We start from the raw sequence: 22,102 nt of genomic DNA, 5'->3' as shown, positions 1-22,102 counted from the left end.
ACGTACGAGATCAAGCGAGCCGGCATGTCGGTTACGAAAGAAGGGAGACACAAACAATGGCAACAGTTACTTTAAACGTGGTTCGCGGCGATGCCGAAAGCGGCGCTTCCCTGGAGACATTCGAGGTCCCGTTCCGGGACGGCATGAGCTTGCTGGATGCGATTTTTTGGATTCGGGAGCATAAGGATCCGTCCTTTTCGGTGCGGTATTCCTGCCGTTCCGCCAATGCCTGCAAAGAATGCTCGGCTTTCGTTGACGGCAAACCCGGTTACCTATGCAGCATTCGCGCCGTTCCGGGCAGCGAGGTCAAGATCGAGCCGTTGACCGGCCGTCCTTGGATCAAGGATTTGGCGACGGCGCTAGAGTAGGGAACGGGCAGCAAACCCCAAAGCTGGCAAGGAGTCTTGCGGCTTCATGACATAACCAATATTCACATGAAGGAGGGGCAATTATGGCCTGGCTACAGCCCCGCAGTTTAGACGAAGCGCTAGAGCTGCTTCGGGAGCGTAATCCCCGCATCGTGTGCGGGGGAACCGATTTGTTCGTGAACGCGCAGCGCAAATCGTACGAGTCGGAGCACACCGACTGGCTCGACATCCGGCGCGTGCCGGAGCTGTGTACGACCCGCCGAACCGAGGCGGGTCTCGAGATCGGCGCCGCGGTGACGGCCGCCGAAATTTGGGGCAGCGACGCGTTCGGCGTCGTGCCCGCGCTGCAACAAGCCGCCCGCATCGTCGGCGGCTGGCAGATCCAAAACCGCGCATCGCTCGGCGGCAACGTGGCGAACGCCTCCCCGGCAGCCGACATGGTCGTTCCGCTCGTGGCTTACCGAGCGGAAGTCCGGCTTGCCGGGGCGGACGGCACCCGAAGCGTGCCGATCGCGGACTTCATTTCCGGGCCGAAGGCGACCCAGCTTCGCGAGCGCGAGCTGATCGCGTCGCTGTTCATCCCGGCCCGGATGCTGGAGGTGCCGCAGGTGTTTCTGCGGCATGACCAGCGCGCGGCAACCGACATCTCGATCGTCTCCGTCGCCTTGCTGCTGCAAGGCAATGGGAGTGAGATCGAGTGGGGGACCGCCGCGGTTGGCGCGGCCGCGCCCAAGCCTTTCGCGCTGAGCGCGGAGGAAGACCAGCGCTGGAGCGGCGAACTCACCGCCGTCAAGCTGGAGGAGCTCGGCGGCCTGTACGCCCGGCGCAGCTCGCCGATCACGGACGTGCGCGCCAGCGCGGATTACCGCCGAGCTTTGGTCGGAACTTATATCAGGCGGGCCGCGAACGCTTTGCTCGCTAACGGCCTGTAACGAGGGGAAGGAGCATCAAGCATGACAGGAACCAAATTAACGGTGGCGATGTCGGAAAGCGACCGCACCTTGAAGCTGCTAGGTGGCGACAAAACGTTGACCGGCTTTGAGCTGGATGTGCAGCAGGAGTCGATCGAGGAGATTTTTGTCAAGCAAATTTCGCAGGCCGCCTATGACGTATCCGAGCTATCGCTGGCCTCTTACCTGATTGCCAAAGGCGGAGGCGATACGCGGTTAACGGCGATTCCGGCATTTCTGTCGCGGTCGTTCCGGCATAACGCGATTTATGTACGCTCGGACAGCCCGTGTACCCATCCTTCCGAGCTGAAGGGCAAACGGTTCGGTTTTCCCGAGTTTCAAATGACGGCGGCCGTATGGGTCCGGGGCATGTTCCGGCATGAATGGGGCATCGCCAATGAGGAGATGGAATGGTTTACGTTCCGTCCCGAACGGGTTCCGGTAGACATTCCGGCAAAATTGACGGAAGGCGATATTTTCGAGGCGCTGGCCGATGGCAAAGTCGATGCGATCATGACGGCCCGGCGTCCGCCGGCCAAGCTGTTCCCCGCTTCGGGCGAAGGCGGCGTGCTGCGCCGGTTGTTCCCCGATGTTTGGAACGTGGAGCGGGAGTATTATGGGCGTACGGGAATTTTTCCGATCATGCACTTGATTTCGCTGAAGGCGGAAACCGCCCGGCAGTTCCCCGAGCTGCCCAAGCAGCTGTACGAACTGATGCGGGAGATCAAAGAGGAAGGCATCACCGAGTTGCTGGAGACGATTCGCAACGCAACTTCCAATCCGTTCGTCTGGGAATCTGCCGAACAATCGGCCAAGCTGATGAACGGGGATATGTGGCCGTACGGCGTCTCCGCCAATTGGCCGCAGATCGAGACGTTCATTTCCTATCTGCAGGAGGACGGCTTGCTTGGGCGCAGCTTCACGCCGCAAGAAGTTTTCCACTCCTCCGTACAAGACACATAAGCATACGCACAAAGGAAGAAGGTGCTGCCTCATGAACGGCGGACATAACCATAACCCTAGTAGCATGACGTTAACCATAAACGGCGAGGACGTGACCTGGAACGGCGAGGCGACGGCTTCGCTGGCGGACGTGATCCGTGAAGGACAAGGCCTGACGGGGACCAAAATCGGCTGCCGGACCGGCGAATGCGGCGCTTGCACCGTACTGCTTGACGGGCAGCCGGTCGTCTCCTGTCTGGTGCCGGCCGCTTCGGCAAAAGGGCAAACGGTTGAAACGATCGAGGGCTTGGCGCGGCATCCCGAATTCCGGGAGCTGGAGCAGGCGATGCAGGAGTACGGCGGCGTGCAATGCGGCTTTTGTACTCCGGGGGTCATGATGACGACTTGGGCTTGGCTGCAAAATCCGGCCCTTTTCGGCGGCGACATTGGAGCGGCGCTGAAGAACAACCTGTGCCGGTGTACCGGATACCGCGGCATCATCGAAGCGGCGGAGCACGTTCTGGCCTCGAAAGGAGCCGTGCGATGACGACGAACCGCATGCAGCAGCCCAGCCAATCGACGGACGCCAAGGTCATGAACCCGGCCGACCCGAACAAGTCGGCTCGGCAAGTCAATCCGGCGCTAAAGCAAAAGCCGCTGGATTTGAAGTCCAAGCTGGAAGGGGAAACTCGTTACCTTCACGACATGAACTTTCCCGGGCAGTTGATTGGCGCCATCTACCGCAGTCCTTACGCGCATGCTCGGATCAAGCGGATTGACGTGGAGAAAGCCCGTCAGGTCGAAGGCGTTCATGCCGTCATTACGGCTAACGACGTGCCCAGCCATAAATACGGGCCAACCAAATTCAAAGACTGGAACATTCTCGCGAAAGACCGCGTGATCTTCATCGGCGACGAAATTGCGGCGGTGGCTGCGGAGACGAAGGAGGCGGCCGAGCAGGCATTGGCGCTGATCGAGGTGGATTTTGAACCTCTGGACGGCGTCTTTGATCCGGAGGAGGCGATGGTTTCCGGAGCGCCGCAGATCCACGAGGACGTGGAGCTGAATCGGCCGATGAAAGTGGATGTCGCCCGCGGCGACTTGGAGGAAGGGAAGAAGAAAGCATCCGTCATCAAAGGCGGGCGTTACGTATCGAACCGGATTTATCAGGGGCATTTGGAGCCGGTCGGGGCGATTGCATTTTGGTCGGAGGAGGAGGGCATTACCATTTGGGCGCCTTCCCACATCCCGTACCGGGCGCGGGAAGCGTATGCTGCCGGGTTTGGCTTACCGGAGGATAAAGTGCGGATCATCGTGCCGCCAATTGGGGGGTCTTTTGGCGCCAAATACGTCCTGAAAGTCCATGTGATTGCCGCCGCGTTGGCGATGGTCACGGGACGGCATGTGAAGATCATTTTGGACCGCCATGAGGACATGATGACGGCCCATCCCCGCGTTCCGCTGACCTTCGACATTGAGATCGGCGCAGATGCCGAAGGAAACTTCGTTTACAAGGATCTTACCGTGTACGCGGATGCCGGGGCTCGGGTGTACTGGAGCCCGAACGTGATCGCGACCGCCTGTACCCGGGCCGACAATATCTATCATTTTCGCAATGTGAAGTCGACGGGCTACTTGGTATACACCAACAATAGCCCGACCACTTGCATGCGCGGGTTCGGGAATGCGGAAATGCTGTTCGCGGTGGAAAGCGTGATTGACGAAATCGCGCTGGAGCTGGGGATGGATCCGGCCGAGCTGCGCCTCAAAAATATCGTCCACGCCGGCGATACGACGCTGCACGGCTATCGTCTCGATACATGCAGTTTGGAGGAATGCATCGAAAAGGTGAAGGAGCTGTCCGGTTGGGAGCGGAGGAACGAGCTGCCGCCTTACCGCGGCCTTGGCCTTGCGGTGGCCAACCACGTCTCGGGCTTCCGCGCGATCGATCCGCGCTTTGACGGCTCGACGGCGGTGATCCGCATCAAACCGGGCGGATTCGTCGAAGTGGAAACCGGCGAAATCGAGCTGGGCCAAGGGATGACGATGACCTACGCGCGAATCGCCAGCCGTGTGCTGGGCGTTCCGGAAGACGAGATTTTGGTGAAATCCGGCGATACCGGACGGTATCCGTTTGGCATCGGTACGCTGGCGTCCCGCAGTACGGTCATGGGCGGCAATGCCGTACAAAAGGCTGCGGAATCGCTGGTCCGCGAAATTCGGCAATTGGCCGTTCAGGCTCTTGGCGAGGGAGCTGCGTATGAGGCGGGCGTCGTGAAGCACGACGGAAAGTCCTATACGCTTAGCGATGTCGCCGATTGGTTCCGGGCTCGCCATGCCGGCGAGGAGCTTACCGTCAAGGAAACCTATGTACCGGACACCGAGCTGCCGGACGCCAGTTATTTCGGGCATCCTTCGCCGAACTATCCGTTCGCGGCGCATGTCGCCGAGGTCGAGGTCGACCCGGACACCGGCCGGACGAAAGTGGTCGGTTATTGGGCCGTACACGATTCGGGTACGATCATTCACGAAACGATGGCCAAAAGCCAGGTCCTGGGCGCCGTAGCCCAGGGTATCGGCTGGGTGACGATGGAGGATCTCATCGTGCAGGAAGGCAAAGTGCTGAACCCTTCGATGATGGACTACCGCATGCCGGGTGCCAAGGATTTGCCGGACGTCCAGGTGCATTTCGTGCAGGAAGCCGATCCGCATGGCCCGTTTGGAGCCAAGTCGCTGGGTGAGGTAGCGCTCGACCCGGTTCCGGGCGCGATCGCTAACGCGATCGCCCATGCGACAGGGCGGCGCGGGTACGTGCTGCCGCTGTCGGCGGAGCGGGTGTGGAAATCGCTGCAATCGTAAGGATCGTAAGAATCGCAAGAGTAGCAAGGATCATAAGGTTGAACCCTGTTTGAACTCGGTTGAAGGGAAATGTTGCAGAACGTACAGCAATTTAAGGCAAAAATGTGGTGTATAGGGATAAGCTGCAAAAACTGCAACAATTAGAGGTTGTTCCTCGCGTAGTAGCGGAATATGTTGCAAAAACTGCAACATTTGGGGCTTATTCCTCTCCTATTGGTAGAATATGTTGCACAAACTGCAACATTTACGCATTGAAGCCGCTTTTTCAAGCCGTAATGTTGTAGAAAATACAACATTTACGCCTTGGAGCTCCTATTACCGGCCATCATGTTGTAGAAAATGTAACATTTCTTCCATGCCGGAAGCGTGTTACGAGGAAAGATACGGACAATGAAAGAAAGACGGGAGATGACGAGAACATGGAGGAGCTCATCCGTGCGCTGGACGCATGCCAGTCGGAGAGCCGGGCTTGCGTCGTCGCAGCCATCGTCGATGTGGACGGCTCCGCCTATCGCCGGGAAGGCGCGCGCTGCCTCATCCATGCCGACGGCGAGGTGACGGGCATCCTGAGCGGCGGCTGCATCGAAGAAGACCTGCGCGAGCATGCGCAGGAGGTGCTTCGTACGCTGGAGCCCCGCAAGCTGTTATACGACTTCCGCATCGGGGAAGACGAAGTGTGGGGGATCGGCCTCGGGTGCAACGGGGCGATCACGGTGTGGCTCGAGCCGTTTGATCCGGTCCGTTCGCCGGATGCGGCGGACCGGATCATCGGCGACTTGCGGCGGCGCGTGGAAACGCGCGAGCCGTACGTGGCGGCGACGGTGATCGGTTCCTCCGATCCCGCCGCCGTGCCGCCGGGCGCGCGCCGTACGCTCGCCGCCGCGGCGGTGGAAGCCGGCCTGCTGGGCGCAGGCCGGCGGGCCGGGCTGGTGCGACACACCGAGGGCAGCACGCAGCTGGAGCTGCTGCTGGAGCGGGTCGCACCGCGCCCGGAGCTGGTCATCGTCGGCGTCGGCGACGATGCGCGCTTGCTCTGCAGCCTGGCTCGCCGGCTGCAGTGGCGGGTGACCGTCGCGTATCATGCGACGGACAAGGCGACGCGGGAGCGGTTCCCCGCAGCCGACGAGCTGCGGATTATCCCGCGTTTCGCGTTTGAACAAATCGACGTCCGGGGCAAATACGTCGTCGTCATGTCGCACAACCTGGATCTGGACCGGGAGGCGGTCCATCGGATGTTAACGCCGGAGGTGGCTTATCTCGGCTTGGTCGGCTCCCGCTACCGCTTGGAGAAAATCCTGGAGCCGAAGCAGACAGAGGGCGAGCCGAACGGCGGGATCGACCCCAAGCTGCTGGGGAAGCTGTATTCTCCGGTAGGTCTGGACATCGGCGCGGAAACCCCTGAGGAGATCGCGATGAGCATCTTGGCGGAAATGACCGCCGTCAAGAACGGCCGCAGCGGCGGTTTCCTGCGTGATCGAAAAGCGCCAATCGGCGGGGGAGGTAGCGGGAACGATTTGTCGTCACCACGATCTTTGATTCTGGACGAGCCCTTATTCCCGGAGTCCTGCCGTGTCTGAGCACGCAGTAGGCAGAAGGGACGTATGGGCGCTGGTTCTAGCCGGCGGCGCTTCCCGGCGGATGGGCGAACCTAAGCTGCTGTTGCCGGCGCCGCGCGGAAATCTGCTCCATCAAACGGTGCACCAAGCTTTGGAAGCCGGGAATGTGCGGGTAGCGGTGATTGCCGCCGAAGGCGGTCCGCTACGGCGCGAGCAGGTCGAAGGCCTGACGGTGGAATGGCTGACGACGGCGCAGGCCGACCGGGGACTTGGCGCTTCGCTGGCGGCCGGGGTTCGGCAGTTGGAAGAGCGTCATTTGCCGGCGGCGATTCAGGTTCTGCTGGGGGATCAGCCGGAAATCTCGCCGGAGGCCGTCCGGCAAACGGCAGAAGCCTTCGCCCAAACCGGTGCTGAGATCGTTCAAACGCGCTATGACGATCGTCCGGCGCATCCCGTGTTGTTCGCGGCGCAGCTGTTCCCCGAATTGATGGCTCTGGACGGCGATGCCGGTGCCAAGGAGCTGCTGCAGCAATACAAGGACCAGATCCTTGAGGTGAAGATCCCCGGTCCGGCACCGCGGGATATCGACACCCCGGAGGATTATGAACGGTTTCGTCTGTCGGTTTTTCCTAAAAGTTGACTTCTCCGTGGAGTCAAGATATCCTTAGGGCATCCAAGCATGAGGGGGACGGGACATGCCGCTGAATTATCGAATCGATCCGGAACGGGTTCGGATCCGCGAGACGACGAATGACGATGACGTGGAATTCGAATTGACTTTCCTGCAGGACGAACCGCTGTTATCGAAGATGCGGGAAGTACAGAAACGGTTCGAGGACAATGACGTGTATACCGATGTTTTGTTTTATTTGAATCAGGATCAGGAGCGTCAGTATCGAATCATCGTGCGCAAAGACTTCTACACGGATTTCCTGCTCGCGTTATTGAAATTTCGAATCCTGGAAGGGCTCGAATGGGCGGAATAACCAGGCCTTGAAGATTACGAACATACGAAAAAAATCCGTACTGGCGTTAAGAACACCCGGTACGGATTTTTGTTTGCGATCCCGGTTTAATACGAGGATCTAACTTGCTCGCGCCGCAGCGCGCGTCTTGCGAACCAGAACCGCCAGCCGGTCAAAATCGCGGCAACCAGACAGATGGAAGCCGACGTCATAAACACCACATGCATGCCGGACAGAAACAGATCGGGACGATCCGGCACCAATCCGGTTACCCGGCGGCCGGCCCGGCTGCTCATGACGCTGAACAAGGTGGTAGTCGCCACCGTAATCCCGACGACCATCCCGATATTGCGCACGAGCGAGTTGATGCTTCCGGCGATGCCGAGCTGGGTTTTCGGAATCTTCGACATCACCAGCGAGTTGTTCGGCGATTGGAACAAACCGCTACCGAGGCCAAGCATGGCGATCCACACGCCGACCAGCGCGATGGGGCTGCTATCGTGCAGACGGGCCAACCCGATCTGCGCGATGACCATCACGATCAGTCCGGCAAACGTCAGCAGCTCGGAGCCGATCTTATCGGACAACGCGCCGCTGAGCGGCGCCACGATGACCATGACGATCGGGAACAGCATCATCAGAAACCCGGCGTGGGAAGGCGAGAGATTCAAGATGCTTTGCGTATAAAATGGCGCGATGATATTAAAGCAGAAGTTGGCGACAAACACCAAGAAACCGGTCAGGATGCTCAAACTGAACAACGGGTTGCGGAACAAGGTAAGCTGAAGCATCGGGGCCTCGTTGCGTTTCTCGACCCATAGAAACACCAGGAACACGATGGCCGCCAGCACGAGCGCGCCAACGATTCGAACGTCCCGGTAGCCGATCTGCTGACCCAGCAGCAGGCCCGAGAACAACGCCAAGATAAAAACCGGAAACAGCAGGCTGCCCACTCGGTCGATCTTCACCTTGAGTTTGGTGCGGTCCGCCGGAAGCATCCTCCAGCCGATGCCGATCGCTATCAGGCCAACGGGCAGGTTGACCCAGAAAATATACTCCCAGCCTAAGGCGGAAACGATCACCCCGCCCAAGCTCGGGCCTGCGATACTGCCCAGGGAGACGAAGGTGCCGATGAGCCCAAGCGCTTTACCCCGCTCGCCGGCCGGGAAGATGTCGGTCACGATCCCTTGGCTGTTGGCCATCGTCATCGAAGCGCCAAGCGCTTGCAGCAGGCGCGAGCCGACGAGCAGAGGCAGGCTGAAGCTGAAGCCGCACAGCAAGGAACCTACGGTAAAGATCACCATTCCCCATTTAAAAACCTTGATTTTGCCAACGATGTCCCCGAGCTTACCGAAGAAGAGGATGGCCGCGCAGATCATCATCAAATATGCGGTAACGACCCATTCCGCCTGGGCTACGCTCAGCTTCATCTCTTTAGAGATCACGGGCAAGGCAATGTTGACGATACTGCCGTCCAGCGTCGACATGAACGTAAACAAATTCAGGACGATCAGGATTAACCAACGTTTGCGCTGAATGTCCGGATCGTCCTGGTAGGAAGTCATGCGTTGGTCCGATCTTTGGGAATTCATAGGATAACACCTCTCTTTTCTCCATCCAAATCCAATTTGTTGCATCCGCAACTAAATGAAGCATCCCCAGTGTACTGCAATTTAGTTGCGACTGCAACAGATATCGGGTAAAATTTGCGTAAACCAGAAATCGCAAAGAGGTGCAAGGGGATGAACAACCCTTCCGTAAGCAAATTAATCGCCTATATTCAACGGATCAACCAGAAGGAGTTGGCCGCGCTGCTGAAGCCGTACGGAATCGGAGGCGGAGGAAACCACAGCTATTTATTGGCGATCCTGAAGACGCCGGGATTAAACCAGGACCAATTGACGAACATGATCAAGTTCGACAAAGCCACCACGGCCCGCTGCGTCAAGCAGTTGGAGGAGGCCGGCTTCATCGAGCGCCGGGTGGACGAGCATGACCGCAGATCGATCCTATTGTATCCTACGGATAAAGGCCGGGCCTTCGAGCCGACGTTACGGCGGATTTTAGCCGATTTTAACCGCCAGTTGACGGCCGTTTTAAGCGAAGCGGAGAAACGACAGCTCGAGGGACTTCTTGCCAGGGTATATGAAAGTAAGCAGCATGGCGATTAGGATTGCCTTCCTTCTCTATGGTTTCTCAGCGTACGACCCTTTATTTATTTTTTCCGAAAGCAGGTGATTCGAATGGAATTGCAGATTCGGGCAGGACGCCCCGAAGATTTGGATGAGATCATGGAATTGATCGGGCGTTGCATCCAAGTCATGCGGCAGGGCGGCAGCGATCAATGGAACGACGACTATCCAAACCGCAAGGTGTTGGAGGAAGATTTGCGGGGAGGCGTGCTGTTTGCCGCTGAATTGAAGGGGGAATTGGCCGCCATCGTCGTTTTGGACGAACATCAAGACGAGGAGTATGAGACGATCGTTTGGAGAGATACCGAAGGGCCTTGTTTGCTGATGCACCGGCTGGCCGTTGACCCGAGTCAACAAGGGCGGGGCATCGCCCGCCGGATGGTCGGTTTTGCCGAGACTTATGCCCGTCAGCAGGGGTACCGAAGCCTTCGGCTCGACACCTACGCAAGAAACGCTGCCGCCTTGAAGTTATATCGCGGGCTGGGTTATGAACAGCGGGGAGAGGTGCGTTTTCCCGGCCGACTCGACGTTTTTCCCGTATTCGAGAAGATTCTCGAAGCGGAGTGATCGAACTAGGATTGGCCCTCTATTGCCCGCGAAACGAGCGTTGATGAAATGACGTGATATCGCGAAATAACGACCGGCCGTCATCCGATAAGGCGAATTGGTCATTTAGCGGAAGATATAAGGCACGGTACGGCTCGGGGACCCAGATATATTGATGTACATAGGATGTGGCTTTGAATCCGCAATCGATCCAAAAGCGAAGCCGGTCCCGGTTTGTCTCCGTGTCCTCTGCTTCCGCCTCGATCACGATGGCCTCGGCTTGGTGTTCCTGCACGGCATAGTCGCGGATTTGGGAGAAGAAAAAGTGGCCGAGACCGCGCCCCCTTTGATCTTGGCGAACCGCCATATAATCAAGAATCAACCGCTTGTGGCCATGCCCGCCGCTGATGCCGGTGACGGCCATCGCCATCGCTTCGCCTTCTTGAAGTCCCGCATGCAAGCTGGCGACTCTCCGTTCCAGCATGCTCCGCAGCACTTTCTCCGGTTTGGCTCCGTGTTGAAACGCTTCCCGGTAGATGGGTCCCAGTTGATCCCACCAAGCTTTATCCCATTCCGTTAAGGTTGTGAACGTCCATTGCATGTCATGCCCTCCGTTTGTGGTCCAATCTCCTTCTATATTAACCGAATTTCCCTCTTTCAGGACATATGTCCTTTCCAAACGGCAGAAGATATCCTTTAATAAGGTATTGACATAAAGGATCGAAGTATCCGATAACGAGGAGAGAGAATATGAGGGGTTTGTTGTTTGCGTTCTTGGCCGGGGCGTTCATCACCCTGCAGGGGGTAGCCAATACCCGGATCAGCGCGGATATCGGGACATGGCCGGCGGCGGCGTTGACCCAGTTCACCGGCTTTGCTGCGGCGCTGGTCATTTGGATGTTCGTTCGAGACGGAGGGCTTTGGGATTTGCGGCGCGTTCGTCCGTTGTATATCAGCGGCGGGGCCTTGGCGGCGATCATTATTTTTAGCAACGTCACGGCGATCCAGCAGGTTGGAGTGACCTTGACGATTTCAGCGGTGTTGATCGCCCAATTGTGCATTACTTTTTTCATTGATAGTCTAGGATGGTTCGGGGTGCCGAAGCAAAAAATGCGGCTGCCGCAATTTATCGGTATCGGTTTAATGATCGCGGGGGTCGTGATCCTCAAGTTTTAGCAGAATGAGCAAGAAGGGCCCCTCTGTCAGGAAGGAGAACGGATATGAAAGAAGTAGCGGACCGGGCCTTGTTGGCCGATTATATCGAATCGTATGGTCTTCGGAAGGTGTTTCCCAAAGCGCTGCTGCCTTATCTGACGCTATACGGATATGACCAGGGGGAACTGATTTGCACGCAAGGGGAACCTTCGCATTCGATGTACGTGCTCGTCCGGGGGAAAATCAAAATTTATAACACGTCTCCGGAAGGCCGTACGCTGGTCATCTCCTTCAAAAACCCGTTGGAAGTCGTCGGGGATGTCGAATACATCCGGGACGGGGATATTATCAATACGGTCGAGGCGGTGTCGCCGGTCCAGATGATCGGCGTGGAGTACCGCTGGCTGCGGAAGTATTGCGCCGATCATTCCCCGCTGCTGCATTTTCTGCTGGACATCATTACGAAGAAGTTCTACATGAAATCCAGCTCTATGAGCTTTAATCTACTGTATCCGGTTGAGATCCGGCTAGCGAGTTATCTGTTGTCCGTCTCTTATGACGAAGCCGATGCCCTGTTTCTTGGGAAGCTGGGTACGGCCGATTTGGCCGATGCGGCGAATTTGATCGGAACCAGCTATCGGCATTTGAACCGGGTGCTGCAGAAATTTGCGACGTCAGGCTTGATCGAGCGAAGCCGGGAGGGCATCACGGTAAAAGACCGGGAAGCTCTCCGCAGCTTGGTCAGCCGGAATATTTACGAATAGGGGGCATGAACCGTGTTATTGGGAATCTTGTTTGCACTGACCGCCGGAGCGTTGGTCGGGATGCAAAACGTGTTTAATACGAAGGTGAATGAGCAGACGGGGAACTGGACGACAACGATGCTGGTGCTGGGCCTAGGGTTTGCCGCTTCCTTCGCGATCGGTTTGGCGATCGAAGGCGGAGGGATGTTTACGTCTCTGCGCGGGATGCAGACGTGGTTTTGGTTCAGCGGTTTGATCGGGGTGGGCGTCGTCACTTGCATGGTACAGGGGGTAAAGCTGCTGGGGCCAACCTACGCCGTAGCCATCGTCATGACTTCGGAGCTTGGTTTCGCCTTGTTGTTTGATGCTCTGGGCTGGCTCGGCTTACAGAAGGTGCCGTTTACGCTTCATCAACTGATCGGCGTGCTGGTCATTGTCGGCGGTATTTTCGTGTTTAAGTTGGGCGGGGGACGCGAGAGCGAGGAAAGCTCCGTTCGGAAGAGGGAAGCCTTGAATTAAGGGAATGAAGTGAGGAGGCGCTAGATATGGAAGGAAACATCGATAAAATCGCCTGGATTTGCCTGCGGGACGGGCGCATGTTAAACGTGCGTTCCAAGGGGAAGGAACTGTTTTATGTCCCGGGCGGCAAGAGAGATCCGGGCGAGTCCGATCGCGAAACCCTGCTGCGGGAAGTTCAAGAGGAGTTGTCCGTTACCGTCAAGCCGGATACGATCAAATATTTTGCGACGTTCGAAGCTCAAGCCGACGGCAAACCGGAGGGCGTGCTCGTTCGAATGACCTGCTATTTTGCCGATGTTGAAGGCGAACTTCATCCGGCCTCCGAAATCGAGGAAATGGCGTGGCTCAGCTACGCGGAACGCGAGCGCACGTCGCTGATCAGCCGGATGATTTTCGACCAGCTGCATGAGATGAATGTGCTGTGACGGAAGGAAGGGCTACCGATGATCATTAGACCTTTGCAAGCGAAAGACAACGCGGCGATTGAAGCCGTGATCCGCGATTGCCTGATCGAGTTCGGCGGGAACCGGGAAGGGCTGGCTTGGCAGGACGACAGCCTTAGCGCGCTGTCCCGCTATTATGAACCGGAAGGAAGAGCCTATTGGGTCGTGGAGCAGGACGGCCGGGTGCTTGGAGGTGCGGGGATTGCCCCGTTTGCCGATTCCGGTGAAGTGTGCGAGCTGCAGAAAATGTATCTGCGGGCCGAAATCCGCGGGACAGGCATTGCGGCCCGTTTGCTGGAGACCTGCTTGGATTTCGCCACGCGTCATTACGAGCAATGTTATCTGGAGACGCTGCAGACGATGGAGGCGGCAAACCGTTTTTACCAAAAACACGGCTTCCGGAAACTGCAAGCGCCGCTGGCCGGCTCGGAGCATTTCGCCTGCGATGCTTGGTATATTAAGGTTCTATTAAGGAGTTAGAACGGCATCCGCCGATTAATTTGGAGACGAAAAAATCTATTGATTTACTTTCGGGTTGTAAGTATAATGATTACAACGAAAGGGGTTCAAATGATGCAAATCAGCAGCCGGTTCACGATAGCCGTACATATGTTAGCGTTGATTCAGGTTCGCACCAACCATCTGACGTCCGAACAAATCGCCGACAGCGTCAATACGAATCCCGTGATTATTCGGCAGATCAGCAGAGCGCTCAAGAAATCCGGGCTGATCGATGTCAGACGCGGTACGGGCGGCGCTTATCTAACCCGAGAAGCGGGAGACATCACGCTATACGATGTATATCAGGCGGTAGAAGCGGTAGGCAAAGGAAAGCTGTTTCATGCGCACGAGAACCCCAATCCCAACTGCTGGGTAGGCGCCAACATCAATCAAGTACTCGATTTGATTTTGTCCAAAGCGCAAGCCGCTATGGAAACGATCCTAAAGGAGATTTCCATCCAGGAGATAACCGAGCTGATCGCTCAAAAAAAGAATGCTTCCTCGGAGGCATAATTTTTTGGAGTCGTTGTAATGAAAGGTGTTACAACGAAACGGCGATTGATGATGCGTGTTGATAAGAATGAGAGGATTACCTCTATTCTAGTTGTAATGATAATCATTACAACGCTACCTAAGTAAAAGAATATCTGTCTAAAGGAGCGAATGAATATGACAAAACCCAATATCGAAACGGAGATCCATGAGCTGGAGTGGCGGCCGGGGATTCATTCTTACGTGCAGCTTATCCCTAACATTGAATTTTCCAAGGTTGAAGGCACTTCGTTGACGTTAAATTTACTGGTGCTTCGCGATCCCATGGACGCATTGTTTCATCGGGAGGGGAACAAGGAAACTTATCCGCTGATCATTTATTTGCAAGGCTGCGGCTGGGGCTGGTCGAAGCAGGATACATTCGCCTTCCTTCCACAATTGGCGGCGTTCGCCAAACGAGGCTACGTCGTGGCTAGCGTGGAGTATCGGGGCAGCGGTACCGCTGTTTTCCCGGCACAGATTCAGGATGTCAAGGCGGCCGTGCGTTATCTGAAGGCCCATGCCAGCGACTTCAACATCGATCCGCAGCGGATCGGAGTTTGGGGGGATTCCTCGGGAGGGCACTTGGCGCTTATGCTGGGATTGACGGAGGAAGTAGAGGAATTTACCGGAGCAAGGGAGCACCGGGAACAATCCAGCCGTGTGCAGGCCATCGTGGATTGGTTTGGCCCAACCGACTTTTTAACGATGAGCCAATATCCGTCCGTCTTCGATCACGACTCGCCTCATTCGCCGGAATCCAAATTGGTGGGGGGCGCGATTCAGGAGCATAAGGAGCTGGCCAGACGAGCGAGCCCGATGAGCTATGCAGCGTCCGCTTCCAAAGTTCCGCCCATCCTGATCATGCATGGGGATACGGATGATGTAGTGCCTTACGAGCAAAGCCTCGAATTCTATAAAGCGATGAGGGAGGCGGGACATCAGGTATCCCTATGCAAAATCAAGGGCGCCGGGCATTTCGGGTTTACGCAATCCCATACACTTGATGTGGTGCACGCTTTCTTCGATGAGCATTTGCAACAAATGCGGAAATAAAGCAGCCTCTGCTTGCTGCGCGTCAGCGATTGAAGAGCATTGCCAATGAATTTGGCAATGCTCTTTTTAATAATGCAGGAAGGGATGCGCCGGGAAAAACCTTATGGATTTTATCTTTCGCAACGGCAGTTCGCAGTAGTTAGCTCTTCATTTAGGGTGCTCGCGGCTAACCTAAGGGAATTCCCTGATGGGAAGCGGAAGCGTACCGTTCCATAATGGAATCAGAAGCTCGAATACCATTGATTCCCCGTCAAAGGCATTCATTTGAGCGATGAAGGAGTGAACGCTTCCGTGAAACGAAGATCAGGACTTAGCTTTTTTAAGAAACCGGAGACGATTTCGGGAAATTGGACGAAAATCGAAGAGAAAAGCCGGGAATGGGAGAATATGTACCGCGGCCGCTGGTCGCACGATAAAGTGGTGCGGACGACGCATGGCGTGAACTGCACGGGTTCCTGCAGTTGGAAAGTCTTTGTGAAGAACGGCATCATCACCTGGGAAAACCAACAAATCGATTATCCGTCCTGCGGGCCGGACATGCCGGAGTTCGAACCCCGGGGTTGCCCGCGGGGGGCGTCGTTCTCGTGGTATGAATACAGCCCTTTACGGGTGAAATACCCTTATATGCGCGGCCGGCTGCTGCGCCTGTGGCGCGAGGCGATGACCAAACATCACGGTAATCCCCTGGAGGCCTGGGCCAGTATCGTGGAGAACCCGGAAGCGGCGCAATCGTATAAGCAGGCGCGCGGCAAAGGCGGCCATGTGCGCGTCACCTGGGAAGAAGCTACGCAGCTAATCTCCGCGCAATTGCTTTATACCATTAAGAAATACGGGCCGGACCGGATTGCCGGGTTTACCCCGATTCCGGCCATGTCGATGATCAGCTACGCTTCGGGCGCGCGGTTCATCTCCTTGCTAGGCGGCGAGATGCTCAGTTTCTACGATTGGTACGCCGACCTGCCGCCGGCTTCGCCGCAAATTTGGGGCGAACAAACCGATGTGCCGGAGTCATCCGATTGGTACAACGCTGGATACCTGATCATGTGGGGCTCCAACGTTCCGCTGACGCGGACGCCGGATGCTCATTTCATGACCGAGGTTCGCTATAAAGGGACGAAGGTGGTGTCCGTAGCGCCGGACCATGCGGAGAACGTGAAATTTGCCGACAACTGGCTGGCTCCGCATCCGGGGACGGATGCCGCGGTGGCTCAAGCGATGACGCATGTCATCCTGGACGAATTTTATGTACAGCGCCAGGAACCGATGTTCTTGAACTACGCCAAACAATACACGGACATGCCGTTCCTGATTTTGCTGGATCCGCACGAAGGCAGCTATAAAGCCGGCCGGTTCTTGCGGGCAAGCGATTTGGGGCAAGCATCGGAGCATGCCGAATGGAAGCCGGTTATTTATGACGAAGCGGCCGGAGAACTGGTCGTACCGAACGGAACGATGGGCCAACGGTGGGAGAAGGACGTCAAGTGGAACCTGATCCTCGATCGAGAAGACGGAAGCCGGATCGAGCCGGCTTTGTCGGTCGAGCCGCACGGCGGGGAATGGACAGAGATTGTATTCCCTTACTTTGACGCTGACGGCAACGGTACGTTTACCCGGTCGATTCCGGCCAAAACCGTAACTTTGGCCGACGGATCAACCCGTTTGGCCGCAACGGTTCACGATTTGATGCTTAGCCAATACGGAGTAACCCGTCCGGGCAGCACCCATACATCCAAAGGGTATGATGACGCAGAGTCGCATTACACTCCAGCTTGGCAAGAGCGAATCACCGGTGTCAAAGCGTCGCTCGTGGTGCAAATCGCTCGCGAGTTTGCGCAGAACGCACTGGACACAGGCGGTCGTTCAATGATCATTATGGGCGCCGGGATCAACCACTGGTTCAACAGCGATACGATCTACCGCTCGATCCTGAACTTGGTGATGCTGACGGCTTCGCAGGGGGTTAACGGCGGCGGTTGGGCTCACTACGTCGGACAAGAGAAATGCCGGCCGATCGAAGGCTGGTCGACCATCGCTTTCGCCCGCGACTGGCAAGCGCCGGCGCGGCTGCAAAACGCGACTTCGTTCTTCTATTTTGCCACCGACCAATGGAAATACGAGGAGATGAGCGCGGAATCGTTGAAATCGCCAACCGGCGGGGATATCCCGTACCGTCATCCGGCGGATTACAATGTACTGGCAGCTCGACTGGGCTGGCTGCCATCGTATCCGCAGTTCAACAAGAGCAGCCTAGCCTTCGCCGAAGAAGCGGCTGCTCAGGGCAAGACGGACAACGCCGAGATCATCCAGCACGCATACGAGCAAGTGATCTCCGGTGATGCGAAGTTCGCTGTGGAGGATCCGGATGCGCCGGAGAACTTCCCGCGTTCGCTGTTCGTCTGGCGCTCGAATCTGATCTCCAGCTCTGCCAAAGGGCAAGAGTTCTTCATGAAGCATTTGCTGGGCACGCATAACGGGTTGTTGTCCAACCCGAACGAAGAGGAAAAGCCGGAAGAAATCGTCTGGCGCGATGAGGTGGAAGGCAAGCTGGATCTGCTTGTAGCGCTCGATTTCCGGATGACGGCGACACCGATGTATGCCGATATCGTTCTCCCGGCGGCAACCTGGTACGAGAAGGTGGATATCTCCTCTACCGACATGCACCCGTTCGTGCATCCGTTCAACCCGGCGATCGATCCGTTGTGGGAGTCGCGCACCGACTGGGATATCTACCGGACGCTCGCCAGCGTCCTGTCCGAGATGGCCAAGGAGCATATGCCGGGCGTATACAAAGACCTGGTCACCTCGCCGCTTGGACATGATTCCATGGCGGAAATCGCTCAGCCGTATGGGGAAGTAAAGGATTGGAAGCGCGGGGAAACGAAGCCGGTCCTCGGCAAAACGATGCCCGGCTTTACCGTGGTCGAACGCGATTATACGAAGATCTACGACAAATACATTACGCTTGGACCGAACCTGGAAACCGGCAAGGTTGGCGCACATGGAGTCTCGTTCTCCGTCAAGGAAGAGTATGAGGATTTGAAGAAGATCAATGGCTCTTATATCGATGACACGATCAAAAACGGCCGACCGAAGCTGCGTACGGCGAGACAAGCGGCCAATGCAGTATTGCATTTGTCTTCGGCTACGAATGGGAAAGTGTCCCAACGCGCCTGGGAATCCGCGGAACAGGATACGGGCGTAGAATTAAAGGATATTTCCGCCGACCGAGCTGCCGAACGGATCACGTTCGCGAACATTACCGCGCAGCCGCGGGAGGTCATTCCGACGCCGGTATTTAGCGGCTCGAACAAATCGGGACGCCGGTATTCGCCGTTTACGACCAACATCGAACGGTTAGTGCCGTTCCGGACGTTAACCGGACGCCAGCATTTTTATCTGGATCACCAAATCTTCCTGCAGTTCGGGGAGGCGCTGCCAGTCTACAAACCGACATTGCCGCCGATGGTGTTTGGTCCGCGAGACAAGCAGGTTGAGGGTGGCAAAGATGCGCTGGTATTGCGTTATTTAACGCCGCACGGCAAGTGGAACATCCACAGCACGTACCAGGATAATCTGCACATGTTGACCTTGTTCCGGGGCGGTCCAACCGTGTGGATCAGCAACGAGGATGCGGAAGCGCACCAAATTAACGATAACGACTGGCTGGAGGTCTATAACCGTAACGGCGTCGTAACGGCCAGAGCGGTGGTCAGCCACCGGATGCCGAGGGGTACGATGTTTATGTACCATGCCCAGGATAAACACATTAACGTACCGGGTTCGGAAATCACGGGAGAGCGAGGCGGCAGCCATAATGCTCCGACGCGAATTCACTTGAAGCCGACGCAACTCGTCGGGGGTTATGCCCAACTCAGTTACGGCTTCAACTACTACGGACCGATCGGCAACCAGCGTGATGTCTACGTTGCCGTGCGCAAACTGAAGGAGGTCGACTGGCTTGAAGATTAAAGCGCAAATCGCCATGGTGCTCAACTTGGACAAATGCATCGGCTGCCACACTTGCAGCGTGACCTGTAAGAGCACCTGGACGAACCGGGAAGGCGCCGAATATATGTGGTTCAACAACGTCGAAACGAAACCGGGCATCGGTTACCCGAAACGGTGGGAGGACCAGGAGCATTACAAGGGCGGCTGGACGCTGCGTAACGGCAAGCTGGAGCTGAAGTCCGGCAGCAAGCTGTCGAAGATTGCTCTCGGCAAAATTTTCTATAACCCGGACATGCCGGAAATGAAAGATTATTACGAACCCTGGACGTATGATTACGAGAAGCTGACGAATTCGGGGGAGAAGAAGCATCAACCCGTTGCCCGGCCCAAATCGGCCGTCACCGGCGACAAGATGGACCTGGACTGGGGGCCGAACTGGGAAGACGATCTGGCCGGCGGCCACATTACCGGACCCAAGGATCCGAACATCGAGAAGATCGAAGAGGAAATCAAATTCAATTTCGAGCAGTCGTTTATGATGTACTTGCCCCGGTTATGCGAGCATTGCTTGAATCCAAGCTGCGTGGCCTCCTGTCCATCCGGCGCGATCTACAAGCGCGATGAGGACGGAATTGTCCTTGTCGACCAAGAGGCTTGCCGCGGCTGGCGTTACTGTATGACGGGTTGCCCTTACAAGAAGGTCTACTTCAATTGGAAGACGAACAAAGCCGAAAAATGTACGTTCTGCTTCCCGAGAATCGAAGCGGGACTTCCAACGGTGTGCTCCGAGACATGTACCGGCCGGATTCGCTACCTTGGCGTATTGTTATATGACGCAGATCGGGTGCAAGAAGCGGCTTCGACGCCGGACGAGAAGGATTTGTACGAAGCGCAACTTGGCTTATTCCTCGATCCGCATGATCCGAAAGTGATTGAGCAAGCCCGCAAAGACGGCTTGTCCGAGGAATGGATCGAAGCGGCTCAAAACTCGCCGGTTTATAAACTGGCGATCGAATACAAGCTGGCATTCCCGCTTCATCCGGAATACCGCACGCTGCCGATGGTCTGGTATGTACCGCCGCTCAGCCCGATCATGAGCCATTTTGAAGGCAAGGATTCGATTCAGAATCCGGACCTGATCTTCCCGGCAATTGAAGAAATGAGAACGCCGGTTCAGTATCTGGCCAATCTCCTGACCGCAGGAGATACTTCGACCGTCAAAATAGCCCTGCAACGTATGGCGATGATGCGTCAATACCAACGTGCGCAATTCTCCAAAAAGCCGTTTGACGAAAAACGCTTGGCCCGCGTGGGACTGACCGCTCAGCAGATCGAAGAAATGTACCGCTTGCTGGCCATTGCGAAATACGAGGACCGCTTTGTGATCCCGACTTCGCATAAGGAAGGATACATGGATCCGTACCGGGCCCAAGGCACCGAAGGTTTCGGTATGGATTGCGACGGCTGCGGCCCGGCAACTCCAATTCCGGCTAATAACGGAAAGAGTGGCCGGGATCTGTACGAACAAAACTTCTACGGGGGGATCTGGCGTGATTGATCTGGCGAAACTGGATGAACATCGCGAGTTGTTCGGCTTTTTTGCCGGACAGCTCGTCTACCCCGATAAGGAGACGTTCGCATTGATTCGTGAGAGCGGGGAAGAGGTGCTGCCATCGACGGTGATAGAGCCGGTAACGAAATATCGGGAGCAAATGCTTGCGCTCAGCATGGAAGAGATCGAGGAGCTTTACGTGGATACGTTTGATTTTGAAAAGTCGTCAACGCTGTACATGACTTTTTTTAAATACGAGGATTCCAAAGATCGCGGTCAGTTGCTTACCTCACTCAAAGCGGTTTACGAAATGTTCGGCATGGAAATGATCGACCGGGAATTGCCGGATTTCCTGCCGCTGATGCTGGAATTCTTGTCTGCAGCGGAGTGGCTGGGACATCCGCATAGCGAGACAGGGATGTTTACGGTGTTAACGATTCTGGAGGATGGCACGTACCAGTTGATGAAATCGCTGGAGAAGAAGGGGAACCCTTATTATGAGCTCATCAAGGCCCTCCGGGAAACGTTTAAGTTGTGCTTGTCACAGGAGGTGAAGGTTCATGAGTCTGTTTGAGCAATTTCTATGGGTCATTTTCCCGTATTTATGCGTGGCTACGTTCGTGGTAGGGCATATTTTCCGCTACCGCTACGACCAGTTTAATTGGACGGCCAAATCCAGCGAATTTATCGAGAAAAAACGGTTGATGCTAGGCAGCATGTTGTTCCACATCGGAATTATCCCGGTCATCATGGGTCATGTGGCGGGATTGGGCATTCCGAAGGAGTGGATGGCTGCTCTTGGCGTCAACGAGCATATGTATCATCTCGGTGCCATGTATGGCGGAGGATTGTTCGGCGTGATTACATTTGCCGGGATGCTGATCTTAACGATGCGCCGGTTGACCATGAAAAACGTGCGCCGCCTAAGCTCCGCCTCAGACATGATCGTGAACGGATTGCTGCTGTTCATCGTATTTATGGGGATGTTCTCCACGCTGGTCACGAATAATGTGCAGCCGGATTTTGATTATCGGGAGACGATTTCCATCTGGTTCCGCAATCTGCTTATCTTCCGGCCGGAAGCCTCATATATGGCAGAGGTGCCGATTTCGTTTCAAATCCACATTTTGGCGGGGTTTCTGATCTTTGCCTTGTGGCCGTTTACTCGTCTCGTCCATGTCTGGAGCGTGCCCTTGAATTATGCCCGGAGAAGCTATATCCTTTATAGGAAGAATCGCTCGCATACTGCGGGACGTTAAGGATTTTGAAGTTTAGG

The 22,102-nt window shown here is 56.2% G+C and carries 23 protein-coding genes; 21 read left to right on the top strand and 2 right to left on the bottom strand.

The features are described 5' to 3' along the window. The first annotated feature begins 56 nt into the window (after positions 1-56). From MJ257_RS07960 to MJ257_RS07925, 8 genes are all read left to right on the top strand, one after another. On the top strand, positions 57-368 hold the full coding sequence (locus tag MJ257_RS07960; RefSeq protein WP_240268735.1) for a 2Fe-2S iron-sulfur cluster-binding protein: 312 nt from the start codon (positions 57-59) through the stop codon (positions 366-368). An 83-nt stretch (positions 369-451) separates the two neighbouring features. Further along, entirely contained in the window at positions 452-1,300 is an 849-nt protein-coding gene (locus tag MJ257_RS07955; protein WP_240268734.1) for an FAD binding domain-containing protein, read from the top strand. Between the two features lie 21 nt (positions 1,301-1,321). Beyond that, positions 1,322-2,281, top strand: coding sequence for a type 2 periplasmic-binding domain-containing protein (locus MJ257_RS07950; protein ID WP_240268733.1), 960 nt, complete (start codon positions 1,322-1,324; stop codon positions 2,279-2,281). 64 nt (positions 2,282-2,345) lie between these two features. Beyond that, positions 2,346-2,807 (top strand): (2Fe-2S)-binding protein, encoded by a 462-nt coding sequence (locus MJ257_RS07945; protein WP_240268732.1) that lies wholly within the window; start codon positions 2,346-2,348, stop codon positions 2,805-2,807. Next, positions 2,804-5,119: a xanthine dehydrogenase family protein molybdopterin-binding subunit gene (locus MJ257_RS07940; protein ID WP_240268731.1), complete on the top strand. Its 2,316-nt coding sequence runs from the start codon at positions 2,804-2,806 to the stop codon at positions 5,117-5,119. Before MJ257_RS07945 ends, MJ257_RS07940 begins: the two co-directional genes overlap by 4 nt. A gap of 419 nt (positions 5,120-5,538) precedes the next feature. Continuing rightward, entirely contained in the window at positions 5,539-6,696 is a 1,158-nt protein-coding gene (locus tag MJ257_RS07935; RefSeq protein ID WP_240268730.1) for an XdhC family protein, read from the top strand. After that, on the top strand, positions 6,689-7,315 hold the full coding sequence (locus MJ257_RS07930; RefSeq protein WP_240268729.1) for a nucleotidyltransferase family protein: 627 nt from the start codon (positions 6,689-6,691) through the stop codon (positions 7,313-7,315). Before MJ257_RS07935 ends, MJ257_RS07930 begins: the two co-directional genes overlap by 8 nt. A gap of 55 nt (positions 7,316-7,370) precedes the next feature. Beyond that, the gene (locus MJ257_RS07925) at positions 7,371-7,661 is read left to right on the top strand and encodes a hypothetical protein (RefSeq protein WP_240268728.1); all 291 of its coding nucleotides are present in this window, start codon (positions 7,371-7,373) and stop codon (positions 7,659-7,661) included. A gap of 86 nt (positions 7,662-7,747) precedes the next feature. Here the strand turns inward: MJ257_RS07925 and MJ257_RS07920 are convergent, their stop codons facing one another. Further along, a complete protein-coding gene (locus MJ257_RS07920) occupies positions 7,748-9,232 on the bottom strand; it encodes an MFS transporter (RefSeq protein ID WP_240268727.1) in 1,485 nt (494 codons plus the stop codon). A 150-nt stretch (positions 9,233-9,382) separates the two neighbouring features. Here MJ257_RS07920 and MJ257_RS07915 point away from each other — a divergent pair, with 150 nt between their 5' ends. Both MJ257_RS07915 and MJ257_RS07910 read left to right on the top strand, forming a co-directional pair. Then, positions 9,383-9,811, top strand: a complete 429-nt coding sequence (locus MJ257_RS07915; protein WP_240268726.1) for a MarR family winged helix-turn-helix transcriptional regulator — start codon at positions 9,383-9,385, stop codon at positions 9,809-9,811. A gap of 72 nt (positions 9,812-9,883) precedes the next feature. Then, a complete protein-coding gene (locus MJ257_RS07910; RefSeq protein ID WP_240268725.1) occupies positions 9,884-10,399 on the top strand; it encodes a GNAT family N-acetyltransferase in 516 nt (171 codons plus the stop codon). Between the two features lie 19 nt (positions 10,400-10,418). Here MJ257_RS07910 and MJ257_RS07905 read toward each other — a convergent pair whose 3' ends face one another. Further along, positions 10,419-10,979, bottom strand: coding sequence for a GNAT family N-acetyltransferase (locus MJ257_RS07905; protein WP_240268724.1), 561 nt, complete (start codon positions 10,977-10,979; stop codon positions 10,419-10,421). A 149-nt stretch (positions 10,980-11,128) separates the two neighbouring features. On the opposite strand from MJ257_RS07905, the gene MJ257_RS07900 reads away from it, so the two are divergent. The 11 genes from MJ257_RS07900 (at position 11,129) to narI (ending at position 22,085) form a co-directional block, all read left to right on the top strand. Continuing rightward, positions 11,129-11,554 carry a DMT family transporter gene (locus tag MJ257_RS07900; protein WP_240268723.1) on the top strand — a complete coding sequence of 142 codons (426 nt, stop codon included), beginning with the start codon at positions 11,129-11,131 and terminating at the stop codon, positions 11,552-11,554. Between the two features lie 44 nt (positions 11,555-11,598). Further along, positions 11,599-12,297: a Crp/Fnr family transcriptional regulator gene (locus tag MJ257_RS07895; protein WP_240268722.1), complete on the top strand. Its 699-nt coding sequence runs from the start codon at positions 11,599-11,601 to the stop codon at positions 12,295-12,297. A 12-nt stretch (positions 12,298-12,309) separates the two neighbouring features. Beyond that, a complete protein-coding gene (locus tag MJ257_RS07890) occupies positions 12,310-12,795 on the top strand; it encodes a DMT family transporter (RefSeq protein ID WP_240268721.1) in 486 nt (161 codons plus the stop codon). Between the two features lie 26 nt (positions 12,796-12,821). Continuing rightward, positions 12,822-13,220, top strand: a complete 399-nt coding sequence (locus tag MJ257_RS07885; RefSeq protein WP_240268720.1) for an NUDIX hydrolase — start codon at positions 12,822-12,824, stop codon at positions 13,218-13,220. 18 nt (positions 13,221-13,238) lie between these two features. Beyond that, positions 13,239-13,718 (top strand): GNAT family N-acetyltransferase, encoded by a 480-nt coding sequence (locus tag MJ257_RS07880; protein ID WP_240268719.1) that lies wholly within the window; start codon positions 13,239-13,241, stop codon positions 13,716-13,718. Between the two features lie 93 nt (positions 13,719-13,811). Further along, positions 13,812-14,252, top strand: coding sequence for an Rrf2 family transcriptional regulator (locus MJ257_RS07875; protein WP_240268757.1), 441 nt, complete (start codon positions 13,812-13,814; stop codon positions 14,250-14,252). Between the two features lie 156 nt (positions 14,253-14,408). After that, entirely contained in the window at positions 14,409-15,326 is a 918-nt protein-coding gene (locus MJ257_RS07870; protein ID WP_240268718.1) for an alpha/beta hydrolase, read from the top strand. A 291-nt stretch (positions 15,327-15,617) separates the two neighbouring features. Then, positions 15,618-19,295 (top strand): nitrate reductase subunit alpha, encoded by a 3,678-nt coding sequence (locus tag MJ257_RS07865; protein WP_240268717.1) that lies wholly within the window; start codon positions 15,618-15,620, stop codon positions 19,293-19,295. Next, complete coding sequence (gene narH / locus MJ257_RS07860) at positions 19,285-20,832, top strand: nitrate reductase subunit beta (protein ID WP_240268716.1); 1,548 nt, start codon at positions 19,285-19,287, stop codon at positions 20,830-20,832. Before MJ257_RS07865 ends, narH begins: the two co-directional genes overlap by 11 nt. Continuing rightward, positions 20,825-21,400 (top strand): nitrate reductase molybdenum cofactor assembly chaperone, encoded by a 576-nt coding sequence (gene narJ, locus MJ257_RS07855; protein WP_240268715.1) that lies wholly within the window; start codon positions 20,825-20,827, stop codon positions 21,398-21,400. The genes narH and narJ overlap by 8 nt, the downstream gene beginning before the upstream one ends. Further along, positions 21,387-22,085 (top strand): respiratory nitrate reductase subunit gamma, encoded by a 699-nt coding sequence (narI, locus tag MJ257_RS07850; RefSeq protein WP_240268714.1) that lies wholly within the window; start codon positions 21,387-21,389, stop codon positions 22,083-22,085. The genes narJ and narI overlap by 14 nt, the downstream gene beginning before the upstream one ends. Positions 22,086-22,102: the final 17 nt, after the last annotated feature.

It is taken from the genome of Paenibacillus timonensis, assembly GCF_022427145.1.
Classification (GTDB): domain Bacteria; phylum Bacillota; class Bacilli; order Paenibacillales; family Paenibacillaceae; genus Fontibacillus; species Fontibacillus timonensis.
This window is presented reverse-complemented; position numbering and strand designations above follow the sequence as displayed.

Coding starts and splice junctions, on each gene's coding strand:
- MJ257_RS07960 (WP_240268735.1), top strand. CDS start 57: ATGGCAACAGTTACTTTAAACGTGGTTCGCGGCGATGCCGAAAGCGGC.
- MJ257_RS07955 (WP_240268734.1), top strand. CDS start 452: ATGGCCTGGCTACAGCCCCGCAGTTTAGACGAAGCGCTAGAGCTGCTT.
- MJ257_RS07950 (WP_240268733.1), top strand. CDS start 1,322: ATGACAGGAACCAAATTAACGGTGGCGATGTCGGAAAGCGACCGCACC.
- MJ257_RS07945 (WP_240268732.1), top strand. CDS start 2,346: ATGACGTTAACCATAAACGGCGAGGACGTGACCTGGAACGGCGAGGCG.
- MJ257_RS07940 (WP_240268731.1), top strand. CDS start 2,804: ATGACGACGAACCGCATGCAGCAGCCCAGCCAATCGACGGACGCCAAG.
- MJ257_RS07935 (WP_240268730.1), top strand. CDS start 5,539: ATGGAGGAGCTCATCCGTGCGCTGGACGCATGCCAGTCGGAGAGCCGG.
- MJ257_RS07925 (WP_240268728.1), top strand. CDS start 7,371: ATGCCGCTGAATTATCGAATCGATCCGGAACGGGTTCGGATCCGCGAG.
- MJ257_RS07920 (WP_240268727.1), bottom strand. CDS start 9,232: ATGAATTCCCAAAGATCGGACCAACGCATGACTTCCTACCAGGACGAT.
- MJ257_RS07915 (WP_240268726.1), top strand. CDS start 9,383: ATGAACAACCCTTCCGTAAGCAAATTAATCGCCTATATTCAACGGATC.
- MJ257_RS07910 (WP_240268725.1), top strand. CDS start 9,884: ATGGAATTGCAGATTCGGGCAGGACGCCCCGAAGATTTGGATGAGATC.
- MJ257_RS07905 (WP_240268724.1), bottom strand. CDS start 10,979: ATGCAATGGACGTTCACAACCTTAACGGAATGGGATAAAGCTTGGTGG.
- MJ257_RS07900 (WP_240268723.1), top strand. CDS start 11,129: ATGAGGGGTTTGTTGTTTGCGTTCTTGGCCGGGGCGTTCATCACCCTG.
- MJ257_RS07895 (WP_240268722.1), top strand. CDS start 11,599: ATGAAAGAAGTAGCGGACCGGGCCTTGTTGGCCGATTATATCGAATCG.
- MJ257_RS07885 (WP_240268720.1), top strand. CDS start 12,822: ATGGAAGGAAACATCGATAAAATCGCCTGGATTTGCCTGCGGGACGGG.
- MJ257_RS07880 (WP_240268719.1), top strand. CDS start 13,239: ATGATCATTAGACCTTTGCAAGCGAAAGACAACGCGGCGATTGAAGCC.
- MJ257_RS07875 (WP_240268757.1), top strand. CDS start 13,812: ATGCAAATCAGCAGCCGGTTCACGATAGCCGTACATATGTTAGCGTTG.
- MJ257_RS07870 (WP_240268718.1), top strand. CDS start 14,409: ATGACAAAACCCAATATCGAAACGGAGATCCATGAGCTGGAGTGGCGG.
- narI (WP_240268714.1), top strand. CDS start 21,387: ATGAGTCTGTTTGAGCAATTTCTATGGGTCATTTTCCCGTATTTATGC.